Annotated in this window: 15 protein-coding genes and 2 rRNA genes (1 of these 17 only partly in view); 12 read left to right on the top strand and 5 right to left on the bottom strand. The window is 36.6% G+C overall.

Annotated elements, in window-relative coordinates; genetic code table 11:
• Window positions 1–17: 17 nt before the first annotated feature.
• Both B2145_RS03290 and B2145_RS03285 read left to right on the top strand, forming a co-directional pair.
• Entirely contained in the window at window positions 18–677 is a 660-nt protein-coding gene (locus tag B2145_RS03290; protein WP_291098181.1) for a ribonuclease HII, read from the top strand.
• Between the two features lie 210 nt (window positions 678–887).
• Window positions 888–1,091 carry a hypothetical protein gene (locus tag B2145_RS03285; protein ID WP_291098179.1) on the top strand — a complete coding sequence of 68 codons (204 nt, stop codon included), beginning with the start codon at window positions 888–890 and terminating at the stop codon, window positions 1,089–1,091.
• Here B2145_RS03285 and B2145_RS03280 read toward each other — a convergent pair.
• Window positions 1,069–1,269, bottom strand: a complete 201-nt coding sequence (locus tag B2145_RS03280) for a hypothetical protein (protein WP_291098176.1) — start codon at window positions 1,267–1,269, stop codon at window positions 1,069–1,071. The genes B2145_RS03285 and B2145_RS03280 overlap by 23 nt on opposite strands.
• A 29-nt stretch (window positions 1,270–1,298) precedes the next feature.
• On the opposite strand from B2145_RS03280, the gene B2145_RS03275 reads away from it, so the two are divergent.
• From B2145_RS03275 to B2145_RS03250, 6 genes are all read left to right on the top strand, one after another.
• Window positions 1,299–1,643 (top strand): hypothetical protein, encoded by a 345-nt coding sequence (locus tag B2145_RS03275; RefSeq protein WP_291098173.1) that lies wholly within the window; start codon window positions 1,299–1,301, stop codon window positions 1,641–1,643.
• 255 nt (window positions 1,644–1,898) lie between these two features.
• Complete coding sequence (locus B2145_RS03270) at window positions 1,899–2,330, top strand: hypothetical protein (protein ID WP_291098170.1); 432 nt, start codon at window positions 1,899–1,901, stop codon at window positions 2,328–2,330.
• A gap of 17 nt (window positions 2,331–2,347) precedes the next feature.
• Entirely contained in the window at window positions 2,348–2,644 is a 297-nt protein-coding gene (locus B2145_RS03265) for a hypothetical protein (protein WP_291098167.1), read from the top strand.
• Window positions 2,645–2,651: 7 nt separating this feature from the next.
• Complete coding sequence (locus B2145_RS03260; RefSeq protein WP_291098164.1) at window positions 2,652–2,858, top strand: hypothetical protein; 207 nt, start codon at window positions 2,652–2,654, stop codon at window positions 2,856–2,858.
• Between the two features lie 382 nt (window positions 2,859–3,240).
• Window positions 3,241–3,786: a hypothetical protein gene (locus B2145_RS03255; RefSeq protein ID WP_291098161.1), complete on the top strand. Its 546-nt coding sequence runs from the start codon at window positions 3,241–3,243 to the stop codon at window positions 3,784–3,786.
• A complete protein-coding gene (locus tag B2145_RS03250) occupies window positions 3,783–4,424 on the top strand; it encodes a hypothetical protein (RefSeq protein ID WP_291098159.1) in 642 nt (213 codons plus the stop codon). Before B2145_RS03255 ends, B2145_RS03250 begins: the two co-directional genes overlap by 4 nt.
• Window positions 4,425–4,642: 218 nt before the next feature.
• Here the strand turns inward: B2145_RS03250 and lipB are convergent, their stop codons facing one another.
• A complete protein-coding gene (gene lipB, locus B2145_RS03245; protein WP_291098156.1) occupies window positions 4,643–5,353 on the bottom strand; it encodes a lipoyl(octanoyl) transferase LipB in 711 nt (236 codons plus the stop codon).
• Window positions 5,354–5,610: 257 nt separating this feature from the next.
• Here lipB and lysS point away from each other — a divergent pair, with 257 nt between their 5' ends.
• On the top strand, window positions 5,611–7,320 hold the full coding sequence (gene lysS, locus B2145_RS03240) for a lysine--tRNA ligase (protein ID WP_291098153.1): 1,710 nt from the start codon (window positions 5,611–5,613) through the stop codon (window positions 7,318–7,320).
• 315 nt (window positions 7,321–7,635) lie between these two features.
• Here the strand turns inward: lysS and B2145_RS03235 are convergent, their stop codons facing one another.
• Window positions 7,636–8,883 (bottom strand): glycosyltransferase, encoded by a 1,248-nt coding sequence (locus B2145_RS03235; protein WP_291098150.1) that lies wholly within the window; start codon window positions 8,881–8,883, stop codon window positions 7,636–7,638.
• A gap of 108 nt (window positions 8,884–8,991) precedes the next feature.
• Between B2145_RS03235 and B2145_RS03230 the strand changes: the two genes are divergently transcribed.
• From B2145_RS03230 to B2145_RS03220, 3 genes are all read left to right on the top strand, one after another.
• Complete coding sequence (locus B2145_RS03230; protein ID WP_291098148.1) at window positions 8,992–9,573, top strand: tRNA-(ms[2]io[6]A)-hydroxylase; 582 nt, start codon at window positions 8,992–8,994, stop codon at window positions 9,571–9,573.
• Between the two features lie 49 nt (window positions 9,574–9,622).
• On the top strand, window positions 9,623–11,554 hold the full coding sequence (nagB, locus tag B2145_RS03225; RefSeq protein ID WP_291098145.1) for a glucosamine-6-phosphate deaminase: 1,932 nt from the start codon (window positions 9,623–9,625) through the stop codon (window positions 11,552–11,554).
• A 206-nt stretch (window positions 11,555–11,760) separates the two neighbouring features.
• Entirely contained in the window at window positions 11,761–14,391 is a 2,631-nt protein-coding gene (locus B2145_RS03220) for a glycoside hydrolase family 2 protein (protein WP_291098142.1), read from the top strand.
• 166 nt (window positions 14,392–14,557) lie between these two features.
• On the opposite strand, the gene rrf is transcribed toward B2145_RS03220, so the two are convergent.
• Together rrf and B2145_RS03210 are read right to left on the bottom strand one after the other, a co-directional pair.
• Window positions 14,558–14,667, bottom strand: a 5S ribosomal RNA gene (gene rrf / locus B2145_RS03215).
• A 180-nt stretch (window positions 14,668–14,847) separates the two neighbouring features.
• Window positions 14,848–15,756: ribosomal RNA gene (locus B2145_RS03210) — 23S ribosomal RNA — on the bottom strand; it runs 2,153 nt beyond the window's last position.

Here is a 15,756-nt window from a genome sequence, read left to right as displayed (position 1 = left end):
TTGCTAAAATTAATCTAATGTTAAGTAATTATTTTTTAACACAATATTTAGAAACCGGCACCGACGAAGCTGGTCGCGGTTGTCTTGCCGGTCCAGTTACCGCAGCGGCCGTAATTCTTCCTCCTGATTTTAAAAATGAAATCTTGAATGACAGTAAGCAATTATCCGAAAAAACGAGGGAAAAACTCAGGCCAATTATCGAACAACAAGCCATTTCGTTTGCTGTAACACATTTACATCCGAATGAAATTGATGAAATCAATATCCTGAATGCTTCAATGAAAGGAATGCAGGAATGTATTTTGAAATTAAATCTAACACCCGAATTTATTATTGTGGACGGCAACAGGTTGTTGAACGCAAAATTGGGTTTAAAAAACACTTTTGGAAAACAATTTTCTAAAGCTGAAATCGAATTATTGAAATCTATTCCCAATCAAAGTATTGTAAAAGGAGATTCGAAATATATGAGCATTGCAGCGGCTTCTGTGCTGGCAAAAACGTATCGGGATGATTATATGAACCTGATTCACGAGGAATTTCCAATGTACAATTGGAAGCAAAACAAAGGTTATCCCACGAAAGAGCATCGGGAAGCCATAAGGAAATATGGTGTTACGAAATACCATCGAATGACGTTTAGATTGTTGCCGGAACAGTTGAAATTAGATATTTAGATTGTTTTTTTTAATAAAAGTCCTTTTGATAATTTGTAAAGAATTATTTATATATTTGAGAAACAAATAAAGTATGATGTTTATCTTACCTATCTAGCTAAATTTGGGTGGCTTTGTATGATTTTGTCAGACCTATATACAAGTTGGGCAACATATTGAGAAACCGAAGTGCCAAAAGAACGTTAATAATAACCTTAAACATAAAGCGAAATGGAATTAAAAGATTTAATTAAAAAGTATTACGATTCTAATGATAAAACTGAAAAGTTAGAATTAAGAAGTGAATTACTTAAAAAGAAAACCGAATTAGATTTGCCTATTGCTTTTGACACTCCAATTTTAGCACATTACGAAATGTTTAGAATGACAGGTAAAAAAACGTCTTTAGAATCTATGCTTCATTTTGTTTCCTAACCAAAATAAGTAATCTTGGTGGTTGATTTTCTGGAGCATCAATTTCTGAACTATCTAAAGTTACAATATAACCTTTTTGTTCTAAAAAATTTACAAGTTCATCTTGTAAATCAAAATTTTCATAAAGTGTAACAATTGAAATAGTTTCCTCTTTGATTTTGTCTGTAATATCTAACATAATAATTTAATTTTTAAAGTTTATAAATAATGAGTAATGAAATAAAAATAACTGATAGTTCGGCTGATTCTGTACGTTTAGTTGGCAGATTAGTATTAATAGCTGGAATCATATTACTGATAATTTCACAAGTTATGGAAGTGTCAATTGATGATTATGAAAACATTGATGCTAAAACACTACTGGAAATACCTAAAAAAATTGCAGACAAAACCAACTTTACTCTATTAGGAGGATTATTGACTATTGTCGGGTTACAATTATCTTTAGTGTCAAACCAAGTAATTACAGAAATCAAAGAACAATTTAAAAATCCAAGATCGACAGAAAACATTAAGGAGGGTTTGGTATATTGGGAGGATTTGGAGGATTAGACATTTTTGGAACTCCAAACTCCAAAAAGCAACGGGTGCATTTTCTGTTTTCTATTCTACAACCGAATAGAAAACAGAAAATACGTTGCCCAACACACGCTACAAGCAAGCTGGGATTTTGGCTTAATTTAAACATAGTTTTGTGTTTTTAAGGTTAGTTATTACTCGAAAGTTTAGGCTTCCTTGCCCCAGCCTGCGTGTAGCGCGAGAACGTTGGTGGTCAGCTTGCAGAACTGAAACCTAAATAAGAAAAATATGAGTTTAAAAAATACCCTCGATTTTGCTAAAAAATTTTCAGAAAGTCCTATGTTTAAAAACTTACCAAAAGTAACTCCTCCATTAGAAACAATTATATCTGAAAACCCTGTACATAAAACTAATAAGACAATAGAAGAATTAAAAGACATTATCGTACAACAAGGGATTACTGCTGACAAACAAGCCAATAGCATAATGTGGCTAACATATTTAGCTTTAGTTTTTGCTTTCATATCTATTACACCAATCTTGAGAGAATATATTCCCATAATTGCACCCAAAAATCACGATCGTGATATATACGAATTGAAAAACAAAGTATTATCCCTATCAAACACCAACCTTGAGAACCAAGTGAGAATATTGAAAGTGGAAAACGAACTACTGAAAGCCAAAAAGACTTCCGAAAAAGAAAAAAATTTGCCATAATAATTAAAATTTAAAAGATGAATGATGAAATAAAAGCCAACAATAATGAAGCTGGTTATATCCGATTAATTGGAAATGTAATATTAATAGCTGGAATTGTATTTTTAATTAAATCCCAACTAATGGAAACAAATATTGAAAATAATCCTGAAAATATTAATGTCGAAACATTAATGGAATTGCCAAAATTTATTGCAGATAAAACAAACTTTACTCTATTAGGAGGATTTTTGATTATTATCGGTTTGCAATTATCATTAGTTTCAAACAGAATAATTTCAGACATAATTGAACAATTTAAAAACCCTTTATAAAAACAATATGAACAGATCAGAACCAACAATTACTAAAAAAAGGTTACTAGAAGAATTAGAACAATATCCCGATGATTTTAGAATATCATTTGGAGGATTAAAATTCTTTCAAGCTAAATTATACGGAAACGACCTGATTCACATTCAATTTAATGAGCTAGTTTATCTAGACGAAGAGGGTTACGTTGTGGTTGATAACGCAGAAAGAGACTAACAATCCACATTAAAGCTATTTTTTGTTTTTCGTATCTGTAAGATTCGTGTAAAACACCATCTAGATAACGAGTGATTTTAAAACTTTTTTTTCCTTTTGAATTAATTGTAATTTTTACTCTAATTTCCTTTGTGTAATCTTTCATAATAAATAATTTAAACTTGCACTTTACTTAATAGCGGTGAAAATGCGAAACCGAAAAAATTGAAATAAATAAAAAGCCGAACCACCAACAGCAGTTACAAGAAATGGCAAATTCTGTGGTAAAATTACGTTCACGTTTCGCAGGGAATTTTGCAGTAACCGAAAATATCCAGTTACGAAATTTGCCACTTCTTGTAGTTGCGAAACGTTAGTGGCATTTTAAGACGACCATTACAATATGAGAGACACCTTAAAAATTATATTAGAGGACAAAGTAATTAACTTATTGAGTGACACGGTTGACAAACTACCTGTTCAGGACAGTAGTGACCTAAATTCGACCTATGTTACTGTTCTTGGAATGCTGCTGGTTGCAATAATTACAGTTGCTTCTCAATATTTACTAATTCGCAAAACAATTAAAGCAGACTTAGAAAAAATTAGGCTTCAAATTCATTCGGACTTTGATTTTAAAAACAGATACGAATGGATTTCAAATTTTAGACAAATTATATCAGAACTAATCACAACCACCGACCCTGACTACAACAAAAAATTAAATAAAACGAAAATGCTCCTACTCATAAATCAGGCTCAAATAATGCTAAACGATGACATTAAAGAAGAAAAGGAGTTGGAGGGACTTATTACCAAATTAGGTATGGATGCTGACTACTTAAAGTCAAACACAATAGAAGGTGATAATAATATCCTATTGAGCCAAGATGCGATTTTAAAGGGAACTAAAAAATTGCTTCATAAAAAACAATTCGAGAACAAATGACAACATTTATCATCACCATAATTCTTATTGTATTTTTTGTCGTATTTATCAACAAACAAAAACCAAAGCAAAAATCAGCAGCTTTTACTGAGCAAAGGACTATTCAATTTAACATGGAGACCGTTTCTAATCAGACAGAGGAAGATAGCCTTGAGTATGCCAAATGGGTAAAGAAATATCCTAAATGGTATGGAAGTGGCAATACAAGAGGGGTTTGTTTTGAAAGTGAAAGGATAGAACCATTGCCAAATGATCAAACAGAATTAGTCAGATATAAAACTGATAGGTATGCAGATCTTTTTGGTAGAGGGAAAGATTGTAGTTATTTCCCAGGTTATGGGAAAATTTACAATCGGATTTTTTACATTTGGTTTCAGGAGTTCAATTCTCAGGAGAAAAAGGGAATGAGAGAATACAAAGACATTGGGTGCGACAAATATCAAGAACCATTTTTTACCGAAAACTTTACAAATGGAATTAGTATAAATAATCAGTTAGATCGGACTAAAGGATACTTAAAACTGTTTAATATTAGAGATGGAAAAAACAGACGAACTTGGTATGCGGGACTTAAAGACCTTGAATTTACTGGTATAATAACAGACAGTGAACTTGATGAAAAACAAAACACCACATAACAGCATATTTTTGCAAGCAGGGTTTTTAGTGGAATTATCGTTCCGCATCACGTTTTCGTTAAACAGAAAATATTCTGTTCCGAAATCCCCACCATCTCAAAGCGCCGGGACATTATAACTCGATTGCTCGGAATCGCAAAATACTATCGAATTTCGTTTCGATTATTGCCGGAACAGTTGGAATTGCCCTTCGACTGCGCTCAGGGTGACAAATAAAATTAGGAATTTGAAGTTTGAAATTTCGCTTCGAAAAGAATTGAAAAATGTTTCAGGATTTTCGCCTTTACTTCTTCTTCGTCCACTTTTTCGACTCCAAGTTCGACATTTAAGGAAGTTACCGCTTTGCCGCGAATGCCACAGGGAATGATATTGTCGAAATAACCCAAATCCACATTTACATTCAAAGCAAAACCGTGCATCGTAACCCAGCGCGAAGCACGAACGCCAAGTGCACAAATTTTTCTCGCAAATGGAGTTCCTGCACCCAACCAAACACCTGTTTCGCCTGCACTTCTACCACAATCCAGTCCATATTCTGCTAAAGTGAGAATGATGGCTTCCTCCAGAAATCGCAAATATTTATGAATGTCAGTGAAGAAATTTTCCAAGTCTAAAATAGGATAACCCACAATTTGTCCAGGCCCATGATACGTAATATCGCCGCCACGATTAATTTTGTAGAAAGTCGCTCCTTTGGCTTCGAGCTGTTTTTCGGATAAAAGAAGGTTTTCTAAATCGCCGCTTTTACCCAAAGTATAAACGTGTGGATGTTCTACGAAAAGAAAATAATTAGGAGTTTCCAGACTGAGTTCTTCCCTCCTATTCCTGATTTTTAAATCGACAACCCCTTTGAATAATTCTTCCTGATATTCCCAAGTTGCTTTGTAGTCTTGGAGTCCTAAATCTTGAAGTTGGATTTTTTTGTTCATTTTTTTTCTTTGAATGGCAAAGTTACAAAGTTTTGAATGATGAATGTTAATTAACGAATGTTGAATTTTTGAATTTTCAAAGCTTCCAGCCTTTCAAAGTCTGGAAGCTTTGAAAAAAGATAGAGCGAATAGCGGGACGAATGCCAATTGAAACAACCACTATTTCTGCTCCTAAAAATTCTGAAATCTGCAATCTGCAATCTTTTGTTATCTTTTGTTATCTTTTGTTATCTTTGCACTCTTAAAATCAGAATCCAATGGCATTATCCGAACAAGAAATCCTTCGCAGAGAAGCACTCACCCAATTACGCAATTTGGGCATCGAACCTTATCCCGCCGCCGAATTTATTACCACCGCATATTCCAAGGAAATCCTTGCCGATTTCGAGAAGTTTGACGGCAAAGAAGTGATTCTGGCCGGTCGTTTGATGGGAAAAAGAATTATGGGGAAAGCCTCTTTTGCCGAGTTGAAAGATGCCGAAGGACGCATACAAATCTATGTTTCGAGAGATGACATTTCTACTGACGAGGAGAAAACAATGTACAATGTGGTTTTCAAAAAACTGCTGGATATTGGCGATTTCATTGGGGTTCGCGGTACGGTTTTCAAAACCCAAGTGGGCGAAATTTCGGTTCATGTCTATGGATTGACAGTTTTGGCGAAAGCCTTGAAACCACTTCCCGTGGTAAAAACGGATGCCGACGGAAAAACGCATGATGCTTTTGCTGATCCGGAACAAAGATACCGTCGCCGTTATGTGGATTTAACGGTAAATGACCACGTGAAGGAAACGTTTATCAAGAGAACAAAATTGTTCAATGCAATGCGTAGTTTCTTCAATGACAAAGGATATCTTGAGGTGGAAACACCCGTTTTACAACCGATTCCCGGTGGTGCTGCGGCGAGACCATTTATCACGCATCACAATTCGCTTGACATTCCCTTATATATGCGAATTGCCAATGAATTGTATCTAAAAAGATTAATTGTTGGTGGTTTTGACGGTGTTTATGAGTTTTCGAAAAACTTCCGCAATGAAGGAATGGACCGGACACACAATCCTGAATTTACCGCCATGGAAATATATGTAGCCTACAAAGACTACAACTGGATGATGAAATTTACCGAAAACTTGCTAGAACATTGTGCTTTGGCAGTAAACGGGACTTCAGAAGCTACTTTTGGCGAACACAAAGTGAATTTCAAAGCGCCTTATGCTCGTGTTACTATGACTGATTCTATCAAACATTTTACTGGTTTTGATATTGCCGGAAAAAATGAAACCGAATTATTCGAAGCAGCAAAATCAATGGGTATTGACGTTGATGCATCGATGGGTAAAGGAAAATTGATTGACGAGATTTTTGGAGCCAAATGTGAAGGAAATTATATTCAGCCCACATTTATAACTGATTACCCAAAAGAAATGTCTCCTTTATGCAAACAACACCGCGATAATCCGGAATTGACCGAGCGTTTTGAGTTGATGGTTTGCGGTAAAGAGGTGGCCAATGCCTATTCGGAATTGAATGACCCGATTGACCAACGCGAGCGTTTTGAAGTCCAATTAAAACTAGCCGAAAGAGGCGACGATGAGGCGACACAATTTATTGACGAAGATTTCTTGAGAGCGTTGGAATACGGAATGCCACCAACTTCTGGTTTAGGAATAGGAATGGACCGCTTGATTATGTTTCTGACCAATAATGCCTCTATTCAGGAAGTATTGTTATTCCCGCAAATGCGACCAGAAAAAACTCAAGTTCAAATTGAATTATTAGACGAAGAAAAATTAATCATTGATTTATTGAAAACCAATGACAATAAAATGGATTTGGGTGTTTTGAAAATCAAATCGGATTTGAGCGGCAAAAAATGGGATGCTGCCATGAAAGGCTTGGCGAAACATGGTTTGGTAAAAGTAAGTTTGGTTGGGGATATTAAGATGGTGGAATTGGCAGGATAGTTTTTCCAATTTTAGAATAATATAAAAAAGGAACTCCATCGAGTTCCTTTTTTTATTAACAGATTGTCATATTTTAATACCGCTAGTTATTTCANNGAACTAAATGAAATATACAGCGGCATTATACCAGAACGATTGGACTAAAACATATTAACCAATGGTATAATTTATGCAATCTGTGAAAATATTTTCCTTATACAGAATTTGTCAGATCACATAAAATAAAATACTTTGCAAAACTAAAGACTGGCGCAAAACTATTTTGAACACACAAACACCCGCAAAGAAATCTAACAAAAATTTTTCGGGAAAATCCTAAATCTTCTTATTCTTCTCCTCGATCCATCGCGACATATATTTTGTGCTGGTCAAGGTGTGATGTTGCAACATTGCGCCCATAAAATTATGCAATCGATGTTGTTTTAAATGGTTTTGCACTTTCAAAATATGCTGTATCAAATCATCCACAAACAAGGCTTTCAAATAGCGTTTTTCTATAATTCGAAAACCATTTTCTTGGGCTTTGAGCCAAAGGGTTTTGTCTTGATACAATTCCACAGCCGCATCGGCAAAAACTTGGGAATCATCGGCAATGAATCCGCTCCAAGGCAAATTTCCATGCATCGATTCGGCTCCAATGTTTGTCGTCACGCTTGGCGTTCCGCACTGCATCGCTTCCACTAATTTCCCTTTTATTCCTGCACCAAAACGCAAAGGAGCCAAGACAACTCGAGCATTTTTTACCACTTCCTGAGCGTCATTGGCACGACCCATAATATGAAACCCTTCCTTCGGTTGGTGCAATTGCAATACTTTCTGTGAAGGATACGCTCCGGAAATTTGTAAAACGGCTTCCGGAAATTGCTTCCTGATGAGTGGCCAAATCGTTTCTTTCAGATATTGAACCGCATTCCAATTGGGTTCGTGGAGAAAGTTTCCAATGAACACAAAATTGTTTCGTTCTTCGAATAAAGGTAAATTTTGAATGTCCGAATCATCAATTGGCTCCAACAGCAAAGGCAAATAACACAGTAATCCTTTATCAATTTTGAATACGGATTGCAACAATTCCATTTCAAATTGAGAAATTATAAATGAAATATCCGAACGCAAAATACTGGCGATTTCCCGCTTGGCAACATCTTCAACCAACAAATCGTCGGTGGTGAATTTTCGATTTTCCTTGAATGCTTTTTGGCGTGCCAAACGCAAACAATGCAAATCTTCGGTATCCAACAAACGTAAGGCATCAGGACAATTTTCGGCAACGCGCCAGCCAAATTGCTCTTCCATCATAAAACGGTCGAACAAAACGATGGATGGATTTAATGCTGCCACAAAAACATCAAAACTGGAACAATTTAAAGCGATTGATTTCTTGTCAACACCGAGCGATTCAAGGTCAACCATATAATCACTATCCGAAGCGGAACTGGCAAAAGTAACATCGAAACCCTGTTCCTTAAAGATTGAAATCAATTGCACCATCCTTCCTCCTGCCGCGGAAGAATTGGGTTCAGGCCAAACAAATCCAAGAATTAAAACGCGCTGATTTGCAATCATAAAATTATTATTTACGATGCAAAATAAGGAAAATAATCCGTGAATCAATCCGTTCTACAACAAATAAAATCTGTATTTTTACGATTCAATTTCCATAAAAACAAAAAAATGTTAGGATTAAAATTAGCCACCGACCCAAAATGGGTAAACATCGTCGAATCGAACATCGAAGAAATCTTGACCGATCACGCCTGGTGCGAACAAAAAGCGGCAACAAATATTATTACAATAATTACTTATAATTCAGAACACGTCGATTTAGTTACTGATTTATTGGAAATTGCCAAAGAAGAAATTGAGCATTTTCAAAGGGTTCACAACATTATTAAAGAACGTGGACTAACCTTGGGAAGAGAAAGAAAAGACCATTACGTCAACGAACTTTTTAAATTTCTTAAAAAAGACGGCAGTAGAAATGATGCTTTTGTTGACAGATTACTCTTCTCGGCAATGATTGAAGCCAGAAGCTGCGAAAGATTTAAAGTGTTGTCCCAAAACATTGAAGACAAAGAATTGGCTGCATTTTACAAGGAATTAATGACAAGTGAAGCCGGTCATTATACCACGTTTCTGCGTTTCGCAAGAAAATATTCAGAAAAAGTGGATGTTGACAAACGTTGGAAAGAATGGATAGATTTTGAGGGCGAGCTCATTACAAACTACGGGAAAAAAGAAACCGTTCACGGCTAAAAAACTAAATATGTATAGTTGATAAATAATTTTATCCTTTCAAAATAAAATGCAAAATCAAGGTAGCAACAATTTTTCAATTTCCCACAAAGAACCGGGACAATTTGAGGAGACACGATTCGAGAAAATACACAATGCCATTTTCAAATCTTCTGAAATCGCATCCAAAATAGTGGCGCAGGAAATAGCGGATTTAATACGAAAGAAACAATCCAAAAATGAAAATTGCATTTTGGGACTTGCCACCGGATCTTCGCCTATAAAAGTCTACGAAGAGTTAATCAGGATGCACCAGGAAGAAGGTTTGAGTTTTTACAACGTGATCACTTTCAATCTTGATGAGTATTATCCAATGGAAAAAGATAATATCGAAAGTTACCAATACTTTATGCACGAAAATCTATTCAAGTATATCGATATAAAGCCCGAAAACGCACATATTCCGGACGGAATGGTTGCCCAGGAAAATTTAGACCCATACTGTTTGGATTATGAAGCTGCTATTTTAAAAGCTGGAGGATTGGATTTTCAATTGCTTGGCATCGGCCGAACAGGGCATATTGGCTTCAACGAACCTGGCTCCCATTTCAATTCCGGAACAAGAAGCATAACCTTAAACTACATTACAAGAGCCGATGCAGCAGCCTCTTTTTTAGGAATAAACAATGTTCCGAGAAGAGCAATCACGATGGGAATTGGAACCATCAAAAAAGCAAAAAGAATCGTGCTTTTGGCTTGGGGAGAAAACAAGGCATCCATAATTAAGGAAACCATAGAAGGTGACGTTTCGTCACAAGTTCCCGCCACTTATTTACAAAGCCACAACAACACTACATTTGTATTGGATAAAGAAGCTTCATCCAAGCTTACCCGAATAAAAACCCCGTGGCTTGTTTCTTCTTGCCTCTGGACAGAAGAACTAAAAAGCAGGGCGATTGTTTGGCTTTGCGAAAAAACAAAAAAACCTGTATTAAAACTAAACGACAAGGATTATAATGACAATGGAATGTCAGGTTTGCTTGCCGAAGAAGGCCCAGCGTACGACTTAAACATAAAAATGTTTAATAAATTACAACACACCATTACCGGGTGGCCTGGAGGAAAACCCAATGCCGATGATGAAAACAGACCCGAAAGAGCTTTGCCGGCAAAGAAAAAAGTCGTCATTTTCAGTCCTCATCCCGATGATGACGTGATTTCGATGGGAGGCACATTTGACAGACTTGTAGAGCAAGGACACGAGGTGCATATTGCCTATCAAATCTCGGGAAATATTGCGGTTTCTGACGAAGAAGCATTAAAATATGCCGAAGTCACCCTCAATATTTCTCCCGAGAATAATGAAACCATAAAAAATGTAATTCTTTCGTTGCAAACACGAAAAATTGGCAAAAGTGACGAACTAATCATTCGCAAAATAAAAGGACAAATTAGACGAAAAGAATCACTGGGAGCAACACGATTTTTAGGACTTCCCGATAATCAAGTCCACTTTTTGGATATACCCTTTTATGAAACCGGAACCGTTAAGAAAAATAATCTCGGGCCAAAAGATATTGAAATTGTAAGCAAATTGATTTCGGATATAAAACCGCACCAAATTTTTGCCGCAGGCGACCTAGCCGATCCACATGGAACCCATAAAGTTTGTTTAGACGCCATATTTACATCCATAGAAAAATTGAAAAACGAACCTTTTATCAAGGATTGTTGGATATGGCTGTATCGTGGAGCTTGGCATGAATGGGAACCACAAGAAATTGAAATGGCAGTTCCCATGAGTGAAGACCAGGTATTAAAAAAACGAAAAGCTATTTTTTACCATCAATCACAAAAAGACAACGTAATGTTTCAGGGTGAAGATTCGAGAGAATTTTGGGTAAGGGTAGAAGAACGCACCAAAAACACGGCGGATAAATACAATGCTTTGGGTCTCGCCGAATACACGGCAATGGAAGCATTTAAAAGATATTATTTTTAAAATTTTGGTTAGTTTTTTTCATTATATTTTCCTTACAGGTTTAAACTAAACTTACCGGAATTTTTAAAATATAAGGACAATATCACATAAAAACCCTACACTAATAATCAAAAATCAAGAGGGACAATATTTTCTGTAATTTTGTTATTATCGCATATTTTGGGATGCTCTACAGCTCATGGATTAAATAATAATTTAGAAAAATTATGAGAAAAACATCAAGATCACTTATTTTGTTCATTCTTATTGCCTTTTCGCAATACTCTTTTGCAGTAACAAAACCCATTATTTCAAGACGAGTACAATTAAAAGAAAATTGGAAAGTTGGGCAAAACAATAAAGTTTTAAGCGATGGAGCAACCATTTCTTCATCTGACAATAATTCCGAAAATTGGTATAAAGCAAGTGTGCCGTCAACAGTTATGGGAGTTTTGACCGCTAATGGTTTCTATAAAGACATTTTTGTTGGCACGAATTATAAAGAATTAGACAAAACCCAATTTGACGATTCTTGGTGGTACAAAACTGAGTTTGATTTGCCTAATATCCTTCCGGAAAATAACATTTCCCTACATTTCGACGGAATAAATTACTATGCCAATATTTGGCTTAACGGAAAATTAATAGCTTCACGGGACAAAGTTTTCGGGACGTTCCAACAATTTGAATTTGATATTACGGCTTTGGCCAAAAAGAAAGGAAACATTCTTGCCGTTGAAATATTCCGTGCGCAACCAGGAGATTACAACATCGGTTTTGTGGATTGGAATCCAAGGCCATTGGACGAAAATATGGGGATTTGGCGTCCAGTTTATGTCGAAATTGATGGTGAAGTGGGCCTGAAAAATACAGTTGTTCAATCAAAAGTAAATACTTCGACGCTAAAAGAAGCTTGGCTGACCGTAAAAACCGAACTCGAAAATTATACTTCTGAAGTTGTTTCTGGAACATTAGTTGGCAAAATTGGCAGAAAAGAATTCCGTTATCCCGTGAAATTAAACCCAAACGAAACTAGGAATTTATCGTTGACTTCAAAGGAAATCCCCTCTTTGTACATTAAAAATCCAAAACTTTGGTGGTGCAATAATCTTGGCGAACCCAATCTATACAATCTTTCCCTTCGATTTGAAACTGGTAAGAACATAACCGATTCAGATGAAATCACTTTTGGCATTCGAGAAATTGATACCTATTTTACAGCCGAAGGTCACAAAGGATTTATACTCAACGGTAAGAAAATATTAATCAAAGGCGGTGGTTGGACTGATGATATTTTCCTTCGAGATACGAAGCAGAGTTTAGAAACCCAATTGCAATATGTAAAACATATGAATTTGAATACTTTGCGGTTCGAAGGCATTTGGGGAACATCACAAGAAATCTATGATTTATGCGACAAATATGGAATAATGGCAATGGTGGGATGGAGTTGTCAATGGGAATGGATTGAATATTTAGGAAAACCATGTGATGCTTTTGGCGGAATTCAAACAGATGCCGACATCAATCTGGCCCTCGAATCCTTGGCTGACCAAATTTATTGGTTAAGAAACCATCCGAGTATTTTTGTTTGGTTTTTAGGAAGCGATAAATTACCAAGACCCGAATTGGAAATTAAATATAAAAATCTAATTGATAAAATTGACAATCGCCCATATTTACTGACCGCAGGAACCAGAACTAGTGAAGTTAGCGGGCCCGTTGGAGTAAAAATGAATGGCCCGTATGAATATGTTTCGCCAAATTATTGGTTTGAAGACACGAAAAAAGGTGGCGCATTTGGCTTTAATACGGAAACTTCTCCAGGAGCTCAAATCCCTTCATTAGAAACTATAAAAAAAATGATTCCAAAAGATAAACTATGGCCTATAAATAGCGCATGGAATTATCATTGTACGAGTTCATTACTAATGTCTAATAATTTAGATGTAAATACTTTAATGATAGACAAACGTTATGGGAAGTCTGAAGATATAAATGAATATTTAATGAAATCCGATGCGTTGGGATATGAAGCCATGAGAGGAATGTTTGAAGGATTTAGAGCAAGAATTCCAAAAGCGACAGGTATAATTCAATGGATGCTTAACTCCGCTTGGCCATCGTTTTATTGGCAATTGTATGATTACTATTTGTTGCCTACTTCTGGATATTACGCTACTAGAAAAGCAAACAATATTACTCAATTAATCTATGATTATGCCAAAAATCAAATCATTGCAGTAAATGAATCATTAAATACTGAGAAAAAACTCAAGGCACAAATTACTGTTTATGACTTTAATTCCAATTTATTAAAAAAAGAAATTTTAAATTTTGATATAAATTCTATTTCATCCCGATCTATTTTTCAAATGGATTCTTATCCCGAAGGTATTTTCCTTGACTTGAAATTATTTGATAAAAAAGGAGTTCAAATTGCATCAAATTTATATTGGTTATCTAATAAAAAAGACGTTTTCGATTGGGACAAAAGCCTTTGGGGAAACACGCCTTTTAAAGAATATGCCGATTTTACTAAATTAAATGATTTGCCAAAATCTGAAATTACCACAACATATTCTATAAAAACTATTGGAACCAATGAGGAATTAAATGTCACGCTAACAAATACCAATTCAAAAATGGCCTTTTTTATTCATCTAAATATGACGGACAGTCAAAATAACACCATTTTTCCGGTTTTTTGGGATGACAATTATGTTAGTGTTTTGCCAAATGAGAAAAGAACAATCAAATGCGTTATCCCCAAGAATTTAGTTCAAAAAACCAAAATACGACTGGTAATTTCGGGCTGGAATGTTGGCGAACAAACCCATTTATTGGAGATAAAATAAGACGGTTTATGCTTAATTTTTATCGCTTCACAGGTTTTGGGATTGATCCAATTTTTCCAAGTCTACAGGTTTTGGGATTGATCCGGATTGATCCAGTTTTGCCGAAACATTCAAAAAGGCATAAAAACAAAAAACCCCATTCCGAAAGGAATAGGGTTTTTCAAAAGAAAGGCGACGACATACTCTCCCACATAACTGCAGTACCATCTGCGCAGGCGGGCTTAACTACTCTGTTCGGGATGGGAAGAGGTGAGCCCCGCCGCAATAACCACCTTAAGAGGTTACAATTGCTTTGGGCAATCATTGCTTACAATTTACTGTTTCAAGAACACTCAAGTGTAAACCAATATCTTAACATACTGAGATAAGTAAAAAAAATTAATTAGAAAGTTTCTTCTCCCCACACTTGCGTGCTGTCTCCCCCTCCTTCGGAGGGGTTGGGGGGAGGATTTGTACATAAGCTTACGGGTTATTAGTACTACTCGACTATGACATTACTGCCTTTACATCTATAGCCTATCAACGTAGTCATCTCCTACGACCCTTAAAAGAAATCTCATCTTGTGGTGGGTTTCGCGCTTATATGCTTTCAGCGCTTATCCCTTCCCAACGTAGCTACTCTGCGATGCTCCTGGCGGAACAACAGATACACTAGAGGTTAGTCCAATTCGGTCCTCTCGTACTAGAATCAGATCCACTCAAATTTCTTGCGCCCACAGTAGATAGAGACCGAACTGTCTCACGACGTTCTGAACCCAGCTCGCGTGCCACTTTAATGGGCGAACAGCCCAACCCTTGGGACCTTCTCCAGCCCCAGGATGTGACGAGCCGACATCGAGGTGCCAAACCCCCCCGTCGATATGAGCTCTTGGGGGAGATCAGCCTGTTATCCCCGGCGTACCTTTTATCCTTTGAGCGATGGCCCTTCCATGCGGAACCACCGGATCACTATGCTCTACTTTCGTACCTGATCGACCTGTATGTCTCTCAGTCAAGCTCCCTTATGCCATTGCACTCTACGCACGGTTACCAAGCGTACTGAGGGAACCTTTAGAAGCCTCCGTTACTCTTTTGGAGGCGACCACCCCAGTCAAACTACCCACCAAGCAATGTCCCCCGCATTACGGGGTTAGGCCTCAGATAAACAAAGGGTTGTATTTCAACAATGACTCCACAACGCCTAGCGACGCCACTTCACAGTCTCCAACCTATCCTACACATCATTTATCCAAGGTCAATACTAAGCTATAGTAAAGGTGCACAGGGTCTTTTCGTCCCACTGCGGGTAAACGGCATCTTCACCGTTACTACAATTTCACCGAGCTCATGGCTGAGACAGTGTCCAGATCGTTACACCATTCGTGC

The sequence above is a fragment of the Flavobacterium sp. UBA5153 genome (genome assembly GCA_002413745.1).
Lineage (GTDB): Bacteria > Bacteroidota > Bacteroidia > Flavobacteriales > Flavobacteriaceae > Flavobacterium.
This window is presented reverse-complemented; position numbering and strand designations above follow the sequence as displayed.

Coding starts and splice junctions, on each gene's coding strand:
- lysS (WP_291098153.1), top strand. CDS start 5,611: ATGGCATTATCCGAACAAGAAATCCTTCGCAGAGAAGCACTCACCCAA.
- lipB (WP_291098156.1), bottom strand. CDS start 5,353: ATGAACAAAAAAATCCAACTTCAAGATTTAGGACTCCAAGACTACAAA.
- B2145_RS03265 (WP_291098167.1), top strand. CDS start 2,348: ATGAATGATGAAATAAAAGCCAACAATAATGAAGCTGGTTATATCCGA.
- B2145_RS03260 (WP_291098164.1), top strand. CDS start 2,652: ATGAACAGATCAGAACCAACAATTACTAAAAAAAGGTTACTAGAAGAA.
- B2145_RS03230 (WP_291098148.1), top strand. CDS start 8,992: ATGTTAGGATTAAAATTAGCCACCGACCCAAAATGGGTAAACATCGTC.
- B2145_RS03235 (WP_291098150.1), bottom strand. CDS start 8,883: ATGATTGCAAATCAGCGCGTTTTAATTCTTGGATTTGTTTGGCCTGAA.
- B2145_RS03285 (WP_291098179.1), top strand. CDS start 888: ATGGAATTAAAAGATTTAATTAAAAAGTATTACGATTCTAATGATAAA.
- B2145_RS03290 (WP_291098181.1), top strand. CDS start 18: ATGTTAAGTAATTATTTTTTAACACAATATTTAGAAACCGGCACCGAC.
- B2145_RS03250 (WP_291098159.1), top strand. CDS start 3,783: ATGACAACATTTATCATCACCATAATTCTTATTGTATTTTTTGTCGTA.
- B2145_RS03255 (WP_291098161.1), top strand. CDS start 3,241: ATGAGAGACACCTTAAAAATTATATTAGAGGACAAAGTAATTAACTTA.
- B2145_RS03270 (WP_291098170.1), top strand. CDS start 1,899: ATGAGTTTAAAAAATACCCTCGATTTTGCTAAAAAATTTTCAGAAAGT.
- B2145_RS03275 (WP_291098173.1), top strand. CDS start 1,299: ATGAGTAATGAAATAAAAATAACTGATAGTTCGGCTGATTCTGTACGT.
- B2145_RS03220 (WP_291098142.1), top strand. CDS start 11,761: ATGAGAAAAACATCAAGATCACTTATTTTGTTCATTCTTATTGCCTTT.
- nagB (WP_291098145.1), top strand. CDS start 9,623: ATGCAAAATCAAGGTAGCAACAATTTTTCAATTTCCCACAAAGAACCG.
- B2145_RS03280 (WP_291098176.1), bottom strand. CDS start 1,269: ATGTTAGATATTACAGACAAAATCAAAGAGGAAACTATTTCAATTGTT.